This window comes from Streptomyces fragilis, from assembly GCF_003112515.1.
Taxonomy (GTDB): domain Bacteria; phylum Actinomycetota; class Actinomycetes; order Streptomycetales; family Streptomycetaceae; genus Streptomyces; species Streptomyces fragilis.
The window spans coordinates 600,722-618,876 of the sequence record NZ_BEVZ01000002.1; the positions used below are offsets into that span (position 1 = coordinate 600,722).

The window sequence follows — 18,155 nt, forward strand, 5'->3', positions numbered from 1 at the left end:
CCTTCACCTTCCACGGAGGCCCCCGGATGACCGGCCCGTTCGAACCCTTCAGCGCCGACGACCACCGGGTGCGGATGGAGCGCGCCGCGCGGGAGGCCGAGGCCGCCGGACTGGCCGGTCTGCTGATCGCGCCGGGCCCCGACATGGTCTGGCTCACCGGCTACACCCCGCCCGCCGCCACCGAACGGCTCACCCTGCTGGCCCTGGTGCCCGGCCGGGAACCCGTCCTGGTGGTGCCCACCCTGGAGGCCCCCGACGCCGCGAAGGCGGCCGGCGCCCCCGCCCTCACCCTGCGGGACTGGACGGACGGCACGGACCCCTACGCCGTCGCCTCCCTCGGCCTCGACCTCAGCGGCCGCTACGCCGTCAGCGACAACACCTGGGCGCTCCACCTCCTCGGGATGCGGCGCGCCCTCCCCGACAGCTCCCACGTCGCCCTCAGCGAGGCGCTGCCGATGCTGCGGGCGGTCAAGGACGCCGTCGAGCTCGAGCGCATGGCGGCCGCCGGGGCCGCCGCCGACGCCGCCTTCGCGGGGATCCGCCAGGTCCGCTTCGCCGGCCGCCGGGAGGAGGAGATCGCCGCCGACCTCGCCGGCCTGCTGCGCGGCTTCGGCCACGAACAGGTCGACTTCACCGTCGTCGGGTCCGGGCCCAACGGGGCGAACCCGCACCACGAGGCGGGGGAGCGGGTCGTCGAGGAGGGCGACATGGTGGTCCTCGACTTCGGCGGCCTGATGCACGGCTACGGCTCCGACATCTCCCGCACCGTCCACGTCGGCGAGCCGACGGACGAGGAGCACCGCGTCCACGAGACCGTCCGCGAGGCCCAGGAGGCCGGCTTCCGGGCGGTGCGGCCCGGCGCCGCGTGCCAGGACGTCGACCCGGCCGCCCGTGCCGTGATCGCCGAGGCGGGGTACGGGGAGTTCTTCATCCACCGGACCGGCCACGGCATCGGCGTCACCACCCACGAGCCGCCCTACATGATCGAGGGCGAGCGGCAGCCGCTGGTGCCCGGCATGTGCTTCTCCGTGGAGCCCGGGATCTACCTGCCGGGCCGCTTCGGCGTCCGGATCGAGGACATCGTGACGGTCACCGAGGGAGGGGGACGGCGGCTCAACGACGCCCCTCGTGAGATCGTGACGGTCGGCTGATGCGCGTCGCGGACCGGCCCACCCCCACCCGAACCCCCTCCGGCACGAACAAAACGGCACCACCATCATGAATCAGGCACCTCACCCGCCTTCCGAGGACGAGCTGCGCGAGCTGGTCCGCACCCTCCTTCCGTCCGAGTCCGGCGACGGATCCCCCGGCGAGCCCGCGATCCGTCCCGTGGTGGACGAGAAGACGCCGGAGCCCGAGCGCGCCCACAGCACCTGGTGGGTCGGCGACCGGCACGTGCTGCGGCTCGCCCACGACCGCGAGCAGTCGGCGCGGCGACTGCGGGAGCTCCGGCTGCGGGACCTGGTCAGGCCGCACGTGGGGGTCCCGGTCCCGGTCAGCCGGGGGCACGGCGAGTGGCGGCAGGGGCTGGTCTACACCCTGGACACCGCACTCCAGGGCGGCGCGGGGGCCCGGCACAAGGTGACCGCCCTCGGCGAGGCGGACCTCGCCGGGCTGCTCACCGGGCTGCACGCGGTGCCGCTGCGGCAGGCGGAGGCCGTGGGGGTGCCCAAGGCGGCGCCCCGGTCGCTGGAGACGCTGCGGCGGGAGGCCCGGCAGGCCGCCAAGGAGCTCGTCGCCGCCGACGAGATCGACGCGGGGTGGCTGCGGCCGCTGAGCGAGGCGGGGGCGGCGCAGCTGGAGGTGCGGCCCGGGACGGCGGCGCTGGTGCACCGGACACTGAGCGCCGAGCACCTGGTGATCAGCGCGGACGGACGGGTGCGGGGGGTGCTGGACTGGACCGACGCGGTGCTGGGGGACCCGGCGGAGGACATCGCCGGCCTCGCCCGCGCCATCGGATCGCCGGCGGCGGTCCGGGCGGCGACGCTGGCGGGGTACGGGCCCCGGCCGTGTCTGCGGGGGCTCTGGCTCGCCCGGTGCGACGCGGTGCTGCGGCTGGCGGCGCTGGTGCAGCGGTTCGGGCCCGGGGAGTCGGAGCGGCACACCTTGCTGCGGACGGAACTCGCGCAGGCGTGGGAGCCGATCCTGCTCGAACGGCTCTCCGACCTCCGCGACGAGCCGTACTGACCCGGGGGCCCCGCCCCCTGCGGGGCCCCCGGAGGCCCTCTGCCCGCCGCCCGCGGGCGCCCGCCCTCCGGCCGCCCCGGTCCCGCACGCGCCTCGCCGGGGGAGGGCGGGCGAGGTCAGGACTGGCGGAGGACGGCGCAGGAGTGCGGGGGGAGGTGGAGGCGGCCGTCCGGGGCGGGAGCCTCGAGGGGGGTCCAGGAGGCGAGGACCTCGACCGGCCGGGTGCCGAGCGGGACCTCCGCGGCGGCGTCGCCCAGGTTGAGGACCACGCGCAGGTCCCCGCGACGGAAGGCGAACCACCGGGCCTCCGCGTCGTAGGCGACCCGCACGTCCGCGAGGTCGGGATCCGTGAGGTCCCCCTGCTCGTGCCGCAACGCGATCAGCATCCGGTACCACGCCAGCAGCCGCGCGTGCGGCTCCTTCGACGGCTCGGTCCAGTCCAGGCACGACCGGTCCCGCGTCGCCGGGTCCTGCGGGTCGGGAACGTCCTCCTCGGCCCACCCGTGCGCGGCGAACTCCCGCCGCCGGCCCCGCCGGACCGCCTCCGCGAGCTCCGGGTCGGTGTGGTCGGTGAAGAACTGCCAGGGCGTGGAGGCGCCCCACTCCTCGCCCATGAAGAGCATGGGGGTATACGGCGAGGTGAGCGTGAGGGTCGCCGCGCAGGCCAGCAGCCCCGGCGGCAGCGTCGCCGAGAGCCGGTCGCCCTGCGCCCGGTTGCCGATCTGGTCGTGGGTCTGGGAGTACCCCAGCAGCCGGTGCGCCGCGAACCGGCTGCGGTCCAGCGGCCGCCCGTGCTGCCGCCCGCGGAAGCCGGAGTACGTGCCGTCGTGGAAGAACCCGGCGGTCAGCGTCTTGGCCAGCGCGGCGAACGGGTCCCGGGCGAAATCCTCGTAGTAGCCCTGCGACTCGCCGGTCAGCGCGGTGTGCACCGCGTGGTGGAAGTCGTCGTTCCACTGGGCGTGCAGCCCCAGGCCGCCCGTCTCGCGGGGGGCGACCAGGCGCGGGTCGTTCAGGTCGGACTCGGCGATCAGGAACAGCGGACGGCCCAGCCCCACCGCCAGCCGGTCCACCGCCGTGGAGAGCTCCTCCAGGAAGTGGTACGCCCGGGTGTCGCACAGCGCGTGCACCGCGTCCAGCCGCAGCCCGTCCAGCCGGTAGTCCCGCAGCCAGGACAGGGCGCTGTCCACCAGGAACTCGCGGACCTCGTCCGAACCGGCGGCGTCCAGGTTCACCGCGGCGCCCCACGGCGTGTGGTGCGTGTCGGTGAAGTACGGGCCGAACGCGGGCAGGTGGTTGCCCGACGGACCGAGGTGGTTGTGGACCACGTCGAGCACGACGCCCAGGCCCAGCTCGTGCGCCCGGTCCACGAACCGCTGGAGGGCCTGAGGACCCCCGTACGGCTCGTGCACCGCCCAGAGGGAGACGCCCTCGTAGCCCCAGCCGTGCCGGCCGGGGAACGGGCAGAGCGGCATCAGCTCCACGTGGGTGACGCCCAGATCCGCCAGGTGCTCCAGCCGCGCCGCGGCCGCGTCCAGGGTGCCCTCGGGCGTGAACGTGCCGACGTGCAGCTCGTAGAGGACCGCGCCCGGCAGCGGCCGCCCCGGCCAGTCCACCCGCCACCGGTGGCGCCCGTGGTCGACGACGGCGCTCAGCCCGTCCGGGCCGTCCGGCTGCCGCCGCGAGCGCGGGTCCGGCAGCACCGGCCCGTCGTCCACCGCGAACCCGTACCGCGACCCGTCCCCGGCCTCGGCCTGCGCCGTCCACCACCCCCGGCGCAGCGCGTCGGGTTCCATCGCGTGCTCGCTCCCGTCGCAATGGAGCGTCACCCGGCCTGCCTGCGGCGCCCACACCTCGAACTCCACGAACGGCTCCCCTTCGTTCCAGCGATTGGCCAGATTCCCTGGTTGCAGCGGGTCCATCCTGCGTCACCGAGGGATCATCGCGCTCCGGATCAGACCTTTCCCTCCCGTGCGCCGCCTCACGCCCTACTCCCTTCAGGTGACTTCGGGTGTGGCAGACCCCCGCGCATGCCGATGCATGGGCTATGAGACTGATCCCCTACGCCCCGGCCCTCCGGGGCCTTCCGGTGCGCGGCGCCCTGCTGACCACGGCCGCGCTGCTGCTGACGACGCCCACGGCCCCCGCGCAGGCGGCCCCCGAGCCCTACCAGGGCAACTGGGTCTACGTGTCGGTGACCGCCGCGGACGCCCGTTCCGGGGCGCCGGCCACGGCCCGCGGGACGCTGCTGTTGTGCGACCCGCCGCAGGCCGTGGGCCACCGCGAGGCGGTCCGCGCCTGCGCCGAGCTCGCCGACGTGCGCGGTGACCTCCAGGCGCTCCCGGCGCGGCCCGACGCCGTCTGCCCCATGCGGTACGCGCCGGTGACCGCCCGTGCCCGCGGCGAATGGGGCGGCAAGCTGGTCCAGTACACGGAGACCTTCCCCAACGAGTGCGTGATGGCCGCCCGCACGGGTGCGGTCTTCACGCTCGCGGAGACGGCGCCGGCCGAGGTCCCCGGCCCGGAGTGACGGACCGGTCCGCCGGGCCGTCCGGCGCGGACGGGGCGCGGACGGGGCGCGGACGGGGCGCGGCTCTCGGGCCGTGCCCCGCCCGCCCCGCCCGGGCCGACGTGCGCGGGCCGCGACGCGGAGGCCGACGGTCGCGGGACCGGACGGCCGGCGTCAGTCGTCCTCCGCGCGCTCCAGCAGGGCGACCGGCAGCGGACCGAGGAGGTCGGCGAGGAGGACCCGTCCCTCGAAGACCCGTCCCGGGGCGCACAGGTCGCTCCAGCGGCCGGGCGGCAGCGGCAGTTCGGTCCCGCCCCAGCCGCCGGACTCCGCCAGGCGCAGCGACAGCCGGGTGACGACGGTCAGCACCCGGCCGGAGCGCGTGAAGGCCAGGCAGTGCCCGGCCGCTTCCCCCTCCGCGGCCAGCGGGCGGTACGAGGCGTCCGCTCCGAAGAGCTCGGGCCGGCGGCGGCGCAGGGTGAGGGCGGCGGCCGTGAGCATGCCCTTGACGCCCGGGTCCGGGTGGGGGAGGACGGCGGGGTCCCGGTTGTCGGGGTCGACCAGGGCGCGGTACTCGCCCTCGCCGCCCTGGTAGACGTCCGGGACGCCGGGCATCGTCAGGTGCAGCAGCGTCGCGGCCAGCACGTTGGCCCGGATGTGCGGCTCCAGCGACCGGCGCAGCTCCGTGACCCGTTCACCGGGCGACCCGCACAGCGCCGTGGTGACGAAGGTGGTGACCGTCTCCTCGTAGCGGGCGTCCTGCTCGGTCCAGGTGGTGTGCAGGCCGCTTTCGCGGGCGTGCTTCAGGAGGGCGCCCGACAGCCGCTCCTCGGAGGGCTCGCCGAGCCCGAACAGCGTCTGCCAGCCCGCCCAGGCCAGCTGCCGGTCGGGGCCGCCGCCGCTCGCGGTGCTCGCGGCGGTCGCCTCCCCGACGATGTCGGCCCAGCGGTCCGGGCACTGGCTCAGCACCGCGATCGCCGCCCGGACGTCGGCGCTGCGCTTGGTGTCGTGGGTGGAGAGCACCGTGCCGGTCAGTGGCCGTTCCCGCTGCACGCGGGCGCACCAGGCGTGGAACTCCTCGGGGGTGACGGCGGGACGGTCGGGGGAGCCGCCCACCTCGTTGGCCGACAGGAGGGGGACGTGCCGGTAGAAGGCGCTGTCCTCCACCGACTTGGCGCGCAGCGCCGACGAGGTCTGGGCGAAGCGGGTGCACAGCTCGACCTGTTCCGGCCACTCCCCGTACCGGCCGACGAGCAGTCCGCGGACGACGTCGACCGCCTCGGCCTCCTCGGGCACCGCGAACGCCGCGCGGGCCTCTGCGGCGGCCTCCTCGGTGAGCACCGTGACGGCGTCCCGCGGCGTGTACGGGCGGTAGACCTCCATGCGCACCAGCAGTTCCCGCAGCGCGGTGCGCAGTGCCCACGGGGCGCGGTCGCGCAGCTCCGGGTCGGCGGAGGAGGCGCAGGCGGCGGTCGCCGCTCGGGTCAGCCGGGTCGTCTCCGCGGCGAGCTCGTGGTCGACCACCCGCTCGGCGCTGCGGCGCCGGGTGGCTTCCCAGTCGCCGCCGAGGTCGTCGGGCGCCGCGGTGTGCCGGCGGTGGTGGTCCAGCAGGCCGCGGGCGCCGTCCGGGTCGGTGAGGACCGCGTCCAGGCGGCGCAGGGCGTCGTAGCCGGTGGTGCCGGCCACCGGCCAGGACTCGGGGAGCCGTTCGTCCTCGGCGAGGATCTTCTCCACCACCGTCCAGCGGCCGCCGGTCGCCTTCTCCAGCCGCCGCAGGTAGGCCCCCGGGTCGGCCAGGCCGTCGGGGTGGTCGATGCGCAGGCCGTCGATCACGCCCTCGTCGAGCAGCTCCAGGATCTTGCCGTGGGTGGCGTCGAAGACCCCGGGGTCCTCCACCCGCACGCCGATCAGCTCGGAGACGGTGAAGAAGCGCCGGTAGTTCAGTTCGGTGCGGGCCAGCCGCCACCAGCCGAGGCGGTACCACTGGGCGTCGAGGAGCTCGGGAAGCGGCAGGTCCTCGGTACCGGGGCGGAGCGGGAAGGCCTGGTCGTGGTGGCGCAGCACGTCCCCGTCCACGCGCAGGTGGGGGAGCTCCGCGCCGAGCGGAGCGCCGAGGACCGGCAGCAGCACGCGGCCGCCGCCGGCCTCCCAGTCGATGTCGAACCAGGCGGCGTACGGGGAGCCGGGGCCCTTGCGTAGCACCTCCCACAGCGGGCGGTTGTACAGCGGGGCCATCGCCATGTGGTTCGGCACGATGTCGACGACCAGCCCGAGGCCCAGGGAGCGGGCGGTGCGGGACAGGGAACGCAGGGCGTCCTCCCCGCCCAGTTCCTCACGGATCGCGGTCGGGTCGGTGACGTCGTAGCCGTGCGTGGAGCCCGGCACGGCCTCCAGGACCGGGGAGAGGTGCAGGTGCGAGACGCCTAGGGCGGCGAGGTGCGGGGCGGCGGCCTCGGCCGCGGCGAACGGGAAGCCCGGCTGGAGCTGCAGCCGGTACGTGGCGGTGGGCGCGCGGGAGTCCATGCAAGGGGTGTACCCCGAGTCGGGGCGGGCGTTGCCGCGTTCCGCCGGACGAGTGACGCGAGGGGCCGGCGGGGCGTCGGTGGCAGCCGACGGGGCGGGGCCCGGTCCGGCGGCGCGGGGCCGGTCCGGTGGCGCGGGGCAGTTCGGCGGGACGGGAAGGGACGGTTCCGTGGCGGGGGCGCACGGCACCGGACCGCCCCGGCGCGGGAACGGGCCGGGGCGGTGATGCGGTGCGGGTGGTGCCGTGCCTGGTGCTGGTGCTGGTGCTGGTGCTGGTGGTGCGGTGCGGCGGTGGCCGGTGCGGGCCGTGGCCGGTCGGCCGAGGGCCCGCCGCAGGGCTCAGGCCGGGCGCTGCAGCACGGTCAGCGAACGGTCCGTCAGCGTCAGCCGCTCACCCGCGCGCAGCTTGGCTCCGCCGCCCTCCGGCACGCCCTCGGCGAGGGCCGTGTCGACGACCACCTGCCAGTGCTGGCCGTGGTCGTCCGGCAGGGTGAACTCCATCGGCTCGGGCGAGGCGTTGAACAGCAGCAGGAACGAGTCGTCCGCGACCCGCTCGCCGCGCGGCCCCGGCTCGGAGATGGCGTTGCCGTTGAGGAACACGGTCAGCGCCCCGGCCGTCGCCGACTCCCAGTCCTGCGGCGTCATCTCGGCGCCCTCCGGGGTGAACCAGGCGATGTCGGAGAGCTCGTCGTGGGTGCCCTCGACGGGGCGTCCGTGGAAGAAGCGGCGGCGGCGGAAGACCGGGTGCTCGCGCCGCAGCCACACCATGGAGCGGGTGAACTCGCGGATCCGCAGCGTCTCCTCGTCGAGGTCCCCGTCGTCCTCCCCGGAGGGCCAGGCCACCCAGGCCAGTTCGTTGTCCTGGCAGTAGGCGTTGTTGTTGCCCTGCTGGGTGCGGGCGAACTCGTCGCCGTGGCTGATCATCGGCACGCCCTGGGAGAGCATCAGGGTGGCGATGAAGTTGCGGATCTGCCGGCCGCGCAGCTCCCGCACGCCCGGGTCGTCGGTCTCGCCCTCCGCCCCGCAGTTCCAGGAGCGGTTGTGGCTCTCGCCGTCCCGGTTCTCCTCGCCGTTGGCCTCGTTGTGCTTGTCGTTGTAGGAGACCAGGTCACGCAGGGTGAAACCGTCGTGGCAGGTCACGAAGTTGACCGAGGCGAGCGGGCGGCGGCCGTCGTCCTGGTACAGGTCGGAGGAGCCGGTCAGCCGCGAGGCGAACTCGGCCAGGGTGCGCGGTTCGCCCCGCCACAGGTCGCGCACGGTGTCGCGGTACTTGCCGTTCCACTCCGTCCACAGGGGAGGGAAGTTGCCGACCTGGTAGCCGCCCTCGCCGACGTCCCAGGGCTCGGCGATCAGCTTCACCTGGGAGACCACCGGGTCCTGCTGCACCAGGTCGAAGAAGGACGACAGCCGGTCCACCTCGTGGAACTGGCGGGCCAGCGTGGCCGCCAGGTCGAAGCGGAAGCCGTCCACGTGCATCTCGGTGACCCAGTACCGCAGCGAGTCCATGATCATCTGCAGGACGTGCGGGGAGCGCATCAGCAGGCTGTTTCCGGTGCCCGTGGTGTCCATGTAGTACCGCGGGTCGTCCGTCAGTCGGTAGTAGGAGCAGTTGTCCAGGCCGCGGAAGGACAGGGTGGGGCCCAGGTGGTTGCCCTCGGCGGTGTGGTTGTAGACCACGTCGAGGATGACCTCGATGCCCGCCTCGTGCAGCGCCCGCACCGCCGACTTGAACTCCAGCACCTGCTGCCCGCGGTCGCCCCAGGAGGCGTAGGCGTTGTGCGGCGCGAAGAAGCCGATGGTGTTGTAGCCCCAGTAGTTGCTCAGGCCCAGGTCGGCCAGGCGGTGGTCGTTCACGAACTGGTGGACCGGCATCATCTCCAGCGCCGTCACGCCCAGATCGGTCAGGTGCTCCAGGATCGCCGGATGGGCCAGCGCCGCGTAGGTGCCGCGCAGCTCCTCGGGCAGCCCCGGATGCCGCATGGTCAGGCCCTTGACGTGGGCCTCGTAGATCACCGTCTCGTGGTACGGGGTGCGCGGGGGCCGGTCGTCGCCCCAGTCGAAGTAGGGGTTCACCACCACCGAGGTCATGGTGTGCGGCGCCGAGTCCATGTCGTTGCGGCTGTCCGGCGCGCCGAAGCGGTAGCCGTAGACCTCCTCGCCCCAGCGGACGGACCCGGAGACCGCCTTCGCGTACGGATCCAGCAGCAGCTTGGCCGAGTTGGTCCGCAGCCCGCGCTCCGGGGCGTACGGGCCGTGCACCCGGAAGCCGTACCGCTGACCGGGCATCACCCCCGGCAGGTAGGCGTGCCGGACGAAGGCGTCGCTCTCCTTGAGCTCCACCGCCGTCTCCGAGCCGTCGTCGTGGAGCAGACACAGCTCGACACGCTCGGCGGTCTCCGTGAAGACCGCGAAGTTGGTGCCGGCGCCGTCGTAGGTGGCGCCCAGTGGATACGCCTCTCCCGGCCAGACCTGCATGGACTCGACTCTCCCAGGTAGGTACGGATCGGCGGCTCCTCTGCGCCTCTTCCGGTTCCTGCCGATTCTTCCCGAAAGACGGCGAAGCACGCACCGATGGTCCTGATCAGGTACCCCGGGTCAACGGAGTTGGTCGCAACCTCACCCGGAAAGGGGACGCGGATTCACGGAAGTCCGGAGGAGGGCCCGCGCGAAGTGGCAGCGGCCCTTGCGGCGGGACGCCGGTCCCGAGGGTGTCCGGCACCCCTCCGACCACCGCTGATGCAGTATGAAAAGACTCACTCCGTCTCCCTGGCCCTGCTGGAACAGGCGTGCCGCATGCGGTAGTTGGGGAACGAGCCTGTGCATCCGGCTGCACCGCCCGCCAACCCGGAGTAATCTTTCTTGATCATTGAAGAGGACGGCTCCAGGGGAGCGGAAGGCGGTGCGCGGGTGGGCTCGGGAGGCCTGGAGTTGCCCCCTGGCGACGACGGTCGTGAGGGAAACTCGGCAGACGCCCCGCCCGGCGCGGTGTCGCTCGCCCGGCCGATGGAGGCCGCCATCGGACCGGAGCTGGAATGGGGCGCCGAGGCATGGAGCGAGGTGCGCACCCGGGCCCAGCGGGCCGGCCGGGCCTACATCTGGCTGAATCTCGTCGAGCAGCGGATGCGCGCGGTGGTGGCCGCGGTGCTGCGCCCGGTGTACGAACCGGTGCACGGCGAGGACTGGGTGGTCGCCGCCGCCGGGCCTGCCGGCCAGGAGTGGGTGCAGCGCGCCGTCGCCGTCCGCGAGGTCAGTCGCCGCAAGGGGTACCTGCTCGACCCGGCGGACGACAACGTGCTCAGCTTCCTGACGCTCCCGCAGCTACGCGAGTTGACGGTCCAGCACTGGCCCTGTTTCGAGCCCTACTTCGACGACCGCCGGGACCTCGAACTGGCGCTGGACGAGCTCGAGGTGGCCCGCAACGTGGTCACCCGCAACCGCGCCCTGTCCGCGGCGGTCCTCGCCCAGGCCGAGCGGGCCTCCGCCCGGCTGCTGGACATGCTCGGCGCCGGCGGGGACGTGCCCTCCGCCCGGCGCCTGCCGGTCGACGCCGTCGAGGACCTGGTCGGCGACCGGTACGCCGACGTGGTCGCCGTCCACCCCGACCGGGTGCGGATGCTGCGCCACTTCCCCGCCGAGGACATCTTCGGCGGCGCGCGCCGGCTGGACGCCATCGGCATCGGCCTCAACCTGCTGGTGCAGAACTTCTCCGGCCGGCGGCTGGTCCGGCTGGCCGAGTCGGGCACCCGGGTGCGGCTGCTCTTCCTCAACCCCGCCTCCAGCGCCGTCCGCCGGCGTGAGCGCGAACTCGGCATCAAGCGGGGCGAGCTGGCCCGCGCGGTGGAGATGAACATCCTCCACATGCGCCGGGTGCGCGCCCGGCTGCGCGACCCGGGCGCCTTCGAGATCCAGGTCTACGACGAGACGCCCCGCTTCACGGCCTACCTGGTCGACGGGGACGGAGCCGACGGCATCGCAGTCGTCCAGTCGTACCTGCGGCGCACCCGGGGCATGGAGGCCCCGGTGATGCTGCTGCGCAACGGCGGCCGGGTGGTCAGATCGGGGGAGGCCGAGGAGGGCGCCCTGTTCCCCACCTACCGCGAGGAGTTCGAGGTGGCCTGGGCGGATTCGCGCCCGGTGTCCTGATGTCCCGATATCCGCCGAGCCGATTTCGGCCGTAACGGGGCGGGACGGGACGGAACGCGGCCCCGGCGTTGTCAGTGGTGCGTGCGAAGGTGAGGAACACCTGGGGGAACGCATCACCACGAGAAGGGGGCCGCCATGGGCTGGCACCACGCACCGCTGATCGGCTTCGACCTGGAGACCACCGGCACCGACCCGCACGAGGCCCGCATCGTCACCGCCGCCGTGCTCGAGGTCAGGGAGGGCGAGGTCGCCGGGCGCCGGGAATGGCTGGCCGATCCCGGCATGGAGATCCCCGCCGAGGCGGTCGCCGTCCACGGCATCACCAACGAGCGGGTCACGGCCTCGGGCCTGCCCGCCGACCGGGTGGCCGACGAGGTGGCGGGCGTGCTCACCGGCTACTGGCAGTCCGGCATACCCGTGGTCGTCTACAACGCCGCGTTCGACCTCACGCTCCTGTCCGCCGAGCTGCGCCGCCACGGCCTGCCCTCGCTGCGCGAGCGGATGGGCGGCCAGGACCCCGCGCCGGTGATCGACCCGTACACCGTCGACCGGGAGGTCGACCGCTACCGCCGGGGCAAGCGGACCCTGGAGGCGGTCTGCGCCGAGTACGGCGTCCCGCTGGACGGCGCCCACGACGCCTCCGCCGACGCCCTGGCCGCGGCCCGGCTGGCCCGCGCGATAGCCGAGCGCCACGCCAAGGTGGCCGGCCTGGGCGTGGCCGAACTGCACCGGCTGCAGATCGGATGGCGGGCCGAGTGGGCGGCCGGCCTGCAGGACTTCCTGCGTTCCAAGGGGGAGGCGGAAGCGGTGGTCGACGGGGCGTGGCCGCTGCGGGAGGCGGCGTGAGGGCCGCCGCGGTGGAGGACGCCGCGGTGGAGGCATCCTGGGCGCGGGACTCCGAGGCGGGGGGCACCGGAGCGCGGGACACGGAGGCCGGCACCGAGGCGCGGGGCTCCGCGGGGGACACCGGAGCGCGGGGCGGGGGCCGGTTCCTGGTCTGTCACGACTACGGCATGGGACAGCTGTGGTGGTGGGTGCGGGCGCCCTCGGCCCGGGCTGTCGTCGAAGCGGTCGCCGAGGTCGAGGTGGTCGACGACCCGGACACCGCGCGCTGCGCGCGGGGCTGGAACCTCGCGGAGGTGGGCCTGGACGACCCGCACCCCAATCCGCTGACGAGTCTGCGCCGGCAGCGCGACGAGCAGCGCTCCCGCCCCGGCTTCGGGGCGCTCGCCGGCCGCGGGCGGGTGTGGCTGCGGGAGGTCTGGGACGAGGAGGAGGGCGAACCGGTCGTGTTCTTCGTCGAGCTCGGCCCCGACGGGCGACGGCTGCGGCAGGTCGAGGTCGCCGCGGACGGCACGGGCGTGCGCACCGGGCCCAGGGACTGGTCGTTCGACCCGCCGGTGGACCTGTGGGACCCGGACCTGGCCGCCCGCCGGGCGACCCGGCAGGAGTTCGAGGCCGCCTGGGAGCGGGCCCGCCAGGCGTGAACGGTCCCGCCGGGGTGCCGCGTCCCGCGGAGGCAGCGTCTCAGAAGGGGTACCACCGGACCGTCGGGTCGCCGTCGCGCAGCGACGCCACCCGGCGCCCGAACTCGGCGAGGGCCTTCGGGTTGGTGGGCGCGTGCTGGGCGACCCAGGCGCAGCTCGCGGTCTCCCGGGCGCCGCGCAGGACCGCGCAGCCCTCCCACTCGCGCACGTCCCAGGCGTACGCCGCGGTGAAGGCGTCGTACGCCTCGGCGGGCAGGCCGTAGCGGTCGTGGGAGAGGGCCATGACCACCAGGTCGTGCTCACGCAGGTCGTGGGAGAAGGTCTCCAGGTCCATCAGGACCGGGCCGTCGGGGCCGATCAGGACGTTGCGGGGGAGTGCGTCGCCGTGGATCGTCCCCGGCGGCAGGTGCGGGGTGAGGGCGGCCGCCTCGGCGGCGAAGCCGTCCCGGCGGGCGCGGAGGTAGGCGGCGTCCGCGGGGTCGATCGCGTCGCCCGCCAGCGTCAGCCAGCGCTCGACGCCGCCGAGCAGCTCCCGGCGGGGGAGCGGGACGGGCGGGGCGGGCAGCGCGTGCACCACCCGCAGCAGTTCGGCCAGGTCGCGGGCCTCGGCCGGGCGGACCGGGTCGGGGAGGCGACGCCACAGGGTCAGCGGGTGACCGTCGACCAGCTCGGGCTCCCCGGCGGCGGCGCGCACCGCGGGGACCCCCTGCTCCTCCAGCCAGCGCGCGACGGCCACCTCGTGGCGGGCGCGGTCCAGCAGCTCCGGGGTGCGGGCGATCTTGGCGACGAGGTCGCCGACGGCGAACACGGCGTTGTCGCCCAGCGACAGCAGCGGCGCCGCTCCGGCGTCGACGCCGCGGAGTTCCGGGAGCGCCTGCGCGGCGGCGGCGGTGGCCAGGACGGCGCGGGCCGATGCCTCGTCCATGAGGGTCCTTCTGACGTGCGGACTGTGCGGCCCCAGTCTCCCACCACCCCGGCGTGAGACGTCCGGCGAGTCCTCCCGGGCCGCCGCCGGCCGCCGGTGGGCCCGGCCACCCGTGCCCGGGCGGCTCCGCACCGGGGCCCGTCGACCGCGGGCGACCACGCGTTCGGTGGCGCCCCGACGGGGCGACGGTCCTGCGCGCGCGGCGGGCCTGGGCCCGGGCGGTGGCCGCCACGCGGCGGCCCTGGCCGGGACGCTGGCCGCCAGGTGGTGGCCTTGGCTGAGACGCCGGCCGCTGCGCGGGGGCCGGCCGTGGCCGTGGCGGGGGCCGCCGCGCGGGGGCCCTGGCCGGGCCGCTGGTTAGCGTCCGGTGGCGCCCCGAGGGGTGGCGGTCTTGTCCGCGCTGCGGTCCCGGGCCGGGACGCTGGCCGCCAGGTGGTGGCCTTGGCTGGGACGCCGGCCGCTGCGCGGGGGCCGGCCGTGGTCGTGGCGGGGGCCGCCGGGCGGGGGCCCTGGCTGGGACGCTGGCTAGCGTCCGGTGGCGCCCCGACGGGGCGACGGTCCTGCGCGCGCGGCGGCCCCGGGCCCGGGCGGTGGCCGCCAGGCGGCGGCCCTGGCCGGGACGACGGCCGTCAGGTGGTGGCCTTGGCCGGGACACCGGCCGCCGCGCGGGGGGCCGGCCGTGGTCGTGGCGGGGGCCGCCGCGCGGGGGCGGGCGTCAGATGCCCGGGATTCCGCGTGCCCGGAAGGCCGCGCGGACGGCGTCGGCCGCCTTCGCGCCGTACATCTCCTCCGCCGTGGCGACGGTCGCCCGCGCCGCGTCGCCGAATCCGGTGTCCGGGGCGAAGTCGAACTGGGCGTTCACGATGATCCGGTCGGCCGTCCGCGCGCCGAGCGCTCCGCGGATGTCGAACAGGGCGCGCGACCAGATCTGGCCGTCCGCGTGGACCTGGCCCACCCGGTCCGCGTAGGTCTTGGACCCGTCGACTCTCCGCAGGCAGTGCGGGGTCCCCGTGTAGGGGACCGAGTCCCAGTCCGCGACGCAGGCCAGGTCGGCGTCGCGGGTCCACCCGTACCGCCGCACCGCGTGGTCCCCGACGGTCACCGCGAGGTAGTCGCCGAACGCCTCGCCGATCGCGCCGGCCTCCACGGAGGTGCCGTACCCCGGCACCTGTGCGTGGTGCACCGCGTGCCCGTACTCGTGGACGATCACCTCCGCGTCCTCGGCGTCGTCCACCCCGCCCTTGCCCAGCCGTATCTCCGCCTTCTTGTCGGTGAAATAGGAGTTGTCCGCGCCCCACTGGTTCAGCCGGACCGGCTGGACCCGGTCGTTGACACCCGGCAGTTCGCTGCCGAAGCCGAGGCCCTGCAGGTACTCCTGGGCCTCGTTGATCCAGAAGTACGCCATCACCTGCTCGAACTCGTCGTCGTGCCGGTCGTAGCCGGCCGCCCGCGCGACCTCCGCGGCCTTGCCGGTCTCGGACCGGACGGTCACCCACCGGCCGGAGAGCGCGCCGCTGCCGTCGAGGTTGCGCAGCGTCGCCAGGGCGTATGCGGAGTCGGGGACGGCGGACGCGGCATCCTTGGCGTCCACCAGGGTCTGGTCGCCCGAGGACTGGACCGGGTTGACCATGAAGACACGCCCGGCCGGGGCGTCCTGCGCCGCGACGGCGGGTCCGGCGGTGGCCAGACCGGCCAGCGCCGCCACGGCGACGGCCGCAGCGGTGGCTCGGCGAGGAGTGTGACGGATCATGTGTGGATCCTCCGGTGTCCGTGGGTAGGGAACGGGGGGTGGGTGGCGGCGATCCTTCCCCATGCGCCAGGGTGTTGACCAGGCTCGGCCACAACTGCCGTACCATCCACGGACAACTCCTCAGGACCGGCGGTGGACACGACTCCGTTGCCGCGGAACGGTGTTACGGCGAGGACACGGGAGGAACCCCATGGCACGGGGCAGACATCGCAGGCGCAGAAGGGGTGTTGCGCTGCGTGCCCTGCTGGGTGGGACGGCGCTCGCCCTCACCGGAGCGGCGACCGTCATCAGCGTGTCGCAGGCGACCGACGACACCCCGGGCGGCCTGCAGCGACTCCCCGCCGCGGCAGGGCCGGTGCTCCGCGAGGAGGCCGTTCCGTGGCCGCGCCTCGACGCCCTCGCCGACCGGCTGGGCGGCGCCGTCCCGTTGCGCACGGTGCTGCGCGAGGCCGAGCACGAGATGCCGGCCGGGGGCGACTGCGCGGGCGAGGGAGCGCTGCCCGCGGAGCCGGAGGCGGCGCGCTCCTACTGCTGGGACAAGGCCGACGCGCTGGACGAGGACTGGACCCCGGTGTCGGTGACCGCGCCCGCCGACTCCGACCGGCGGTGGGGCGAGGACCCGGTGATCGTGTCCGCGTGGACGCGGACCGGTGACGCGGACGGGGCCGGGTCCGCGCGGGTCGCCTTCGTCGACGCCGGCGACCCCGACCGGCTCACCTACACCTGGGGGCTGCTGGCCCTGCCCACCCCGCAGGCCGCGGGCGTGCGGGACGAGGGGTACCGGCCGCTCGGCGCCGAACTGCGCGGCATGGTGTGGTACCAGGACAAGCTGCTGGCCACCGTGGGCAGGCCCGGCGGCGGCGAGACCCTGCACGTCTTCTCGCTGGACCGGGTGCACCGCGCGTCGGGCACCCGGGCGGACGACGGGAGCAGGTTCGTCCTGCCGGCCGTCGCCTCGTACCGGCTGCGCGGTGACGCGTGCTCCGAGGGGGACGACGGCTCGGCCTGTCTCGGCGCCCTCTCGGTGGACCGGTCCACCTCCCCCGACACCCTGGTCGCCGCCGAGCGGCGGGACGAGGGGCGCTCGCGGCTGTGGCGCTACAGCTTCAGCAGCTACCAGGACAGGGCAGGGCTGCTCTCCGTGGACGGCAGCGGCTTCGCGCGGCCGGTGGAGAGCTACCGGACGGAGGCCACCGGCATCCGGGGCGTGGTGGCGCACCGGCCCGAGGGCGCCGCGGAGGACCGGTGGTACCTGGCGGCCGACCCCCGGGAGGCCCAGGGCGGCCGCGGTGCGCTGTGGGCGCAGTCGGCGGGGGAGCGGACCGCGAGCGCCGCACGGTGCGGGGACTACGACCTGCCGTTCTGCTGGGCCGCGGGAGCGCGCGGGCTGGCGTACCGCTCGGGCACCGGTGAGCTCTGGGGCGTCGCCGACGCCCCGGGGGACGGGGAGCGCACCCTGTTCGCCGTGCCGCTGCGCGCGGTCGACGCCTCGCTGGAGTGACCCGGACCGCACCTGCCCGGCGGGTGGGGTGTGAGGTGACCGGCGGTTCCTCGACAGGGCACCTGCCCGGATGATTGTCTGGCCGCATGAGCAGCACCTCCGCCACCACGGTCACCATGGTCACCACCTGGTCCCTCGAGCAGACCTCCGCCGTCGACCTGCGTCCCGCCGCCGTGCCGGAGGGCGACGTCCGCGTGGTCCGGGCCGAGGTGCCCTCGCCGGAGTTCAGCCGGTTCCTGTACGCCTCGGTGGGCGGCGACGTCACCTGGACCGACCGGCTCGGCTGGTCCCACGCCCGGTGGCGGGAGCACCTGGAGCGGCCCGGCGTGGAGACCTGGGTGGCGTACGACCGGGGCACGCCCGCCGGGTACGTGGAGCTGGAGGCGCAGGACGAGGGCGTGGTGGAGATCGTGTACTTCGGCCTGCTGCCGGACTTCCGGGGCCGGCGCATCGGCGGGCACCTGCTCTCCCAGGGCGCCGCCCGGGCCTGGGACCTGGCCGACCGCCTGCCGGGGCGCACGCCGACCACGCGGGTCTGGCTGCACACCTGCAGCCTGGACGGCGAGCACGCCATGGACAACTACCTGCGCCGCGGCTTCCGCCTCTTCCGCACCGAGACCGCCGAGGAGCACGTCCCCGCCGCCCCCGGCCCCTGGCCCGGCGCCTTCCCCGCCTGACCCCGGCGGCCCCGTCCACCCCGGCTTGCCCCACCCGCCCCTGCGGCCCCACCCACCCCGAGGGCCCCACCCGCCCTTGCGGCTCCACCCGCCCCGCGGGCCCCACCCGCCGCGCGCGGCTCCCGGCTCGCCCGGGATCTTCACCTGCCTCAGGACCTCTCCCTCCGGCGGTGTCCGCGGACGCCGCTGAGCAGGGCGTACGCCGCTGACGTGCACTGATGTGCATGACACGCCCATATCGCATAGCGAGACGCAGATGTCCAGATCATGGACGTCAGTGGACGCTCGCCAGGACCCCGTGACACGCTTCCGCCATGTTCGGAACTGGAATCGCCCTGGTGAGTCGACGACACGTCGACCTCGGTCGCATGTCCAGCGCCATCTGTCCGGCCTGCTGACCCGCCCTCAGCCGCCCGACACCCCCTCCCTCCCCGTACCGCGCCCGATGACGCCGCG

14 protein-coding genes are annotated in these 18,155 nt (G+C 75.1%); 9 read left to right on the top strand and 5 right to left on the bottom strand.

The genetic code is table 11. The features are described from left to right. Positions 1-26 precede the first annotated feature (26 nt). Positions 27-1,151 (top strand): aminopeptidase P family protein, encoded by a 1,125-nt coding sequence (locus tag Sfr03f_RS04710; protein ID WP_108952414.1) that lies wholly within the window; start codon positions 27-29, stop codon positions 1,149-1,151. Between the two features lie 67 nt (positions 1,152-1,218). Further along, positions 1,219-2,187 (top strand): aminoglycoside phosphotransferase family protein, encoded by a 969-nt coding sequence (locus Sfr03f_RS04715; protein ID WP_108952415.1) that lies wholly within the window; start codon positions 1,219-1,221, stop codon positions 2,185-2,187. A gap of 116 nt (positions 2,188-2,303) precedes the next feature. Here Sfr03f_RS04715 and treZ read toward each other — a convergent pair whose 3' ends face one another. Next, entirely contained in the window at positions 2,304-4,049 is a 1,746-nt protein-coding gene (treZ, locus tag Sfr03f_RS04720; RefSeq protein ID WP_108952416.1) for a malto-oligosyltrehalose trehalohydrolase, read from the bottom strand. A 182-nt stretch (positions 4,050-4,231) separates the two neighbouring features. On the opposite strand from treZ, the gene Sfr03f_RS04725 reads away from it, so the two are divergent. Next, entirely contained in the window at positions 4,232-4,714 is a 483-nt protein-coding gene (locus Sfr03f_RS04725; RefSeq protein ID WP_108952417.1) for an SSI family serine proteinase inhibitor, read from the top strand. A 153-nt stretch (positions 4,715-4,867) separates the two neighbouring features. Here the strand turns inward: Sfr03f_RS04725 and treY are convergent, their stop codons facing one another. Then, positions 4,868-7,216: a malto-oligosyltrehalose synthase gene (treY, locus tag Sfr03f_RS04730; protein ID WP_108952418.1), complete on the bottom strand. Its 2,349-nt coding sequence runs from the start codon at positions 7,214-7,216 to the stop codon at positions 4,868-4,870. Positions 7,217-7,555: 339 nt separating this feature from the next. Beyond that, complete coding sequence (gene glgX, locus Sfr03f_RS04735; RefSeq protein ID WP_108952419.1) at positions 7,556-9,691, bottom strand: glycogen debranching protein GlgX; 2,136 nt, start codon at positions 9,689-9,691, stop codon at positions 7,556-7,558. A 432-nt stretch (positions 9,692-10,123) separates the two neighbouring features. Here glgX and Sfr03f_RS04740 point away from each other — a divergent pair, with 432 nt between their 5' ends. From Sfr03f_RS04740 to Sfr03f_RS04750, 3 genes are all read left to right on the top strand, one after another. Further along, entirely contained in the window at positions 10,124-11,359 is a 1,236-nt protein-coding gene (locus Sfr03f_RS04740) for a DUF5919 domain-containing protein (protein WP_108952420.1), read from the top strand. 135 nt (positions 11,360-11,494) lie between these two features. Beyond that, on the top strand, positions 11,495-12,205 hold the full coding sequence (locus Sfr03f_RS04745) for a 3'-5' exonuclease (RefSeq protein WP_108952421.1): 711 nt from the start codon (positions 11,495-11,497) through the stop codon (positions 12,203-12,205). Then, positions 12,202-12,846, top strand: coding sequence for a hypothetical protein (locus Sfr03f_RS04750; RefSeq protein WP_245967395.1), 645 nt, complete (start codon positions 12,202-12,204; stop codon positions 12,844-12,846). The genes Sfr03f_RS04745 and Sfr03f_RS04750 overlap by 4 nt, the downstream gene beginning before the upstream one ends. Positions 12,847-12,886: 40 nt before the next feature. Here Sfr03f_RS04750 and Sfr03f_RS04755 read toward each other — a convergent pair whose 3' ends face one another. Further along, entirely contained in the window at positions 12,887-13,771 is an 885-nt protein-coding gene (locus tag Sfr03f_RS04755) for a phosphotransferase enzyme family protein (protein ID WP_108952422.1), read from the bottom strand. 715 nt (positions 13,772-14,486) lie between these two features. After that, positions 14,487-15,521 (bottom strand): M4 family metallopeptidase, encoded by a 1,035-nt coding sequence (locus Sfr03f_RS04760; RefSeq protein WP_108952423.1) that lies wholly within the window; start codon positions 15,519-15,521, stop codon positions 14,487-14,489. Positions 15,522-15,813: 292 nt separating this feature from the next. On the opposite strand from Sfr03f_RS04760, the gene Sfr03f_RS04765 reads away from it, so the two are divergent. From Sfr03f_RS04765 to Sfr03f_RS31635, 3 genes are all read left to right on the top strand, one after another. Continuing rightward, positions 15,814-17,022, top strand: a complete 1,209-nt coding sequence (locus Sfr03f_RS04765) for a hypothetical protein (RefSeq protein WP_245967396.1) — start codon at positions 15,814-15,816, stop codon at positions 17,020-17,022. Between the two features lie 86 nt (positions 17,023-17,108). Beyond that, on the top strand, positions 17,109-17,699 hold the full coding sequence (locus Sfr03f_RS04770) for a GNAT family N-acetyltransferase (RefSeq protein WP_245967397.1): 591 nt from the start codon (positions 17,109-17,111) through the stop codon (positions 17,697-17,699). Between the two features lie 314 nt (positions 17,700-18,013). After that, positions 18,014-18,097, top strand: a complete 84-nt coding sequence (locus Sfr03f_RS31635; protein ID WP_356135130.1) for a putative leader peptide — start codon at positions 18,014-18,016, stop codon at positions 18,095-18,097. Positions 18,098-18,155: the final 58 nt, after the last annotated feature.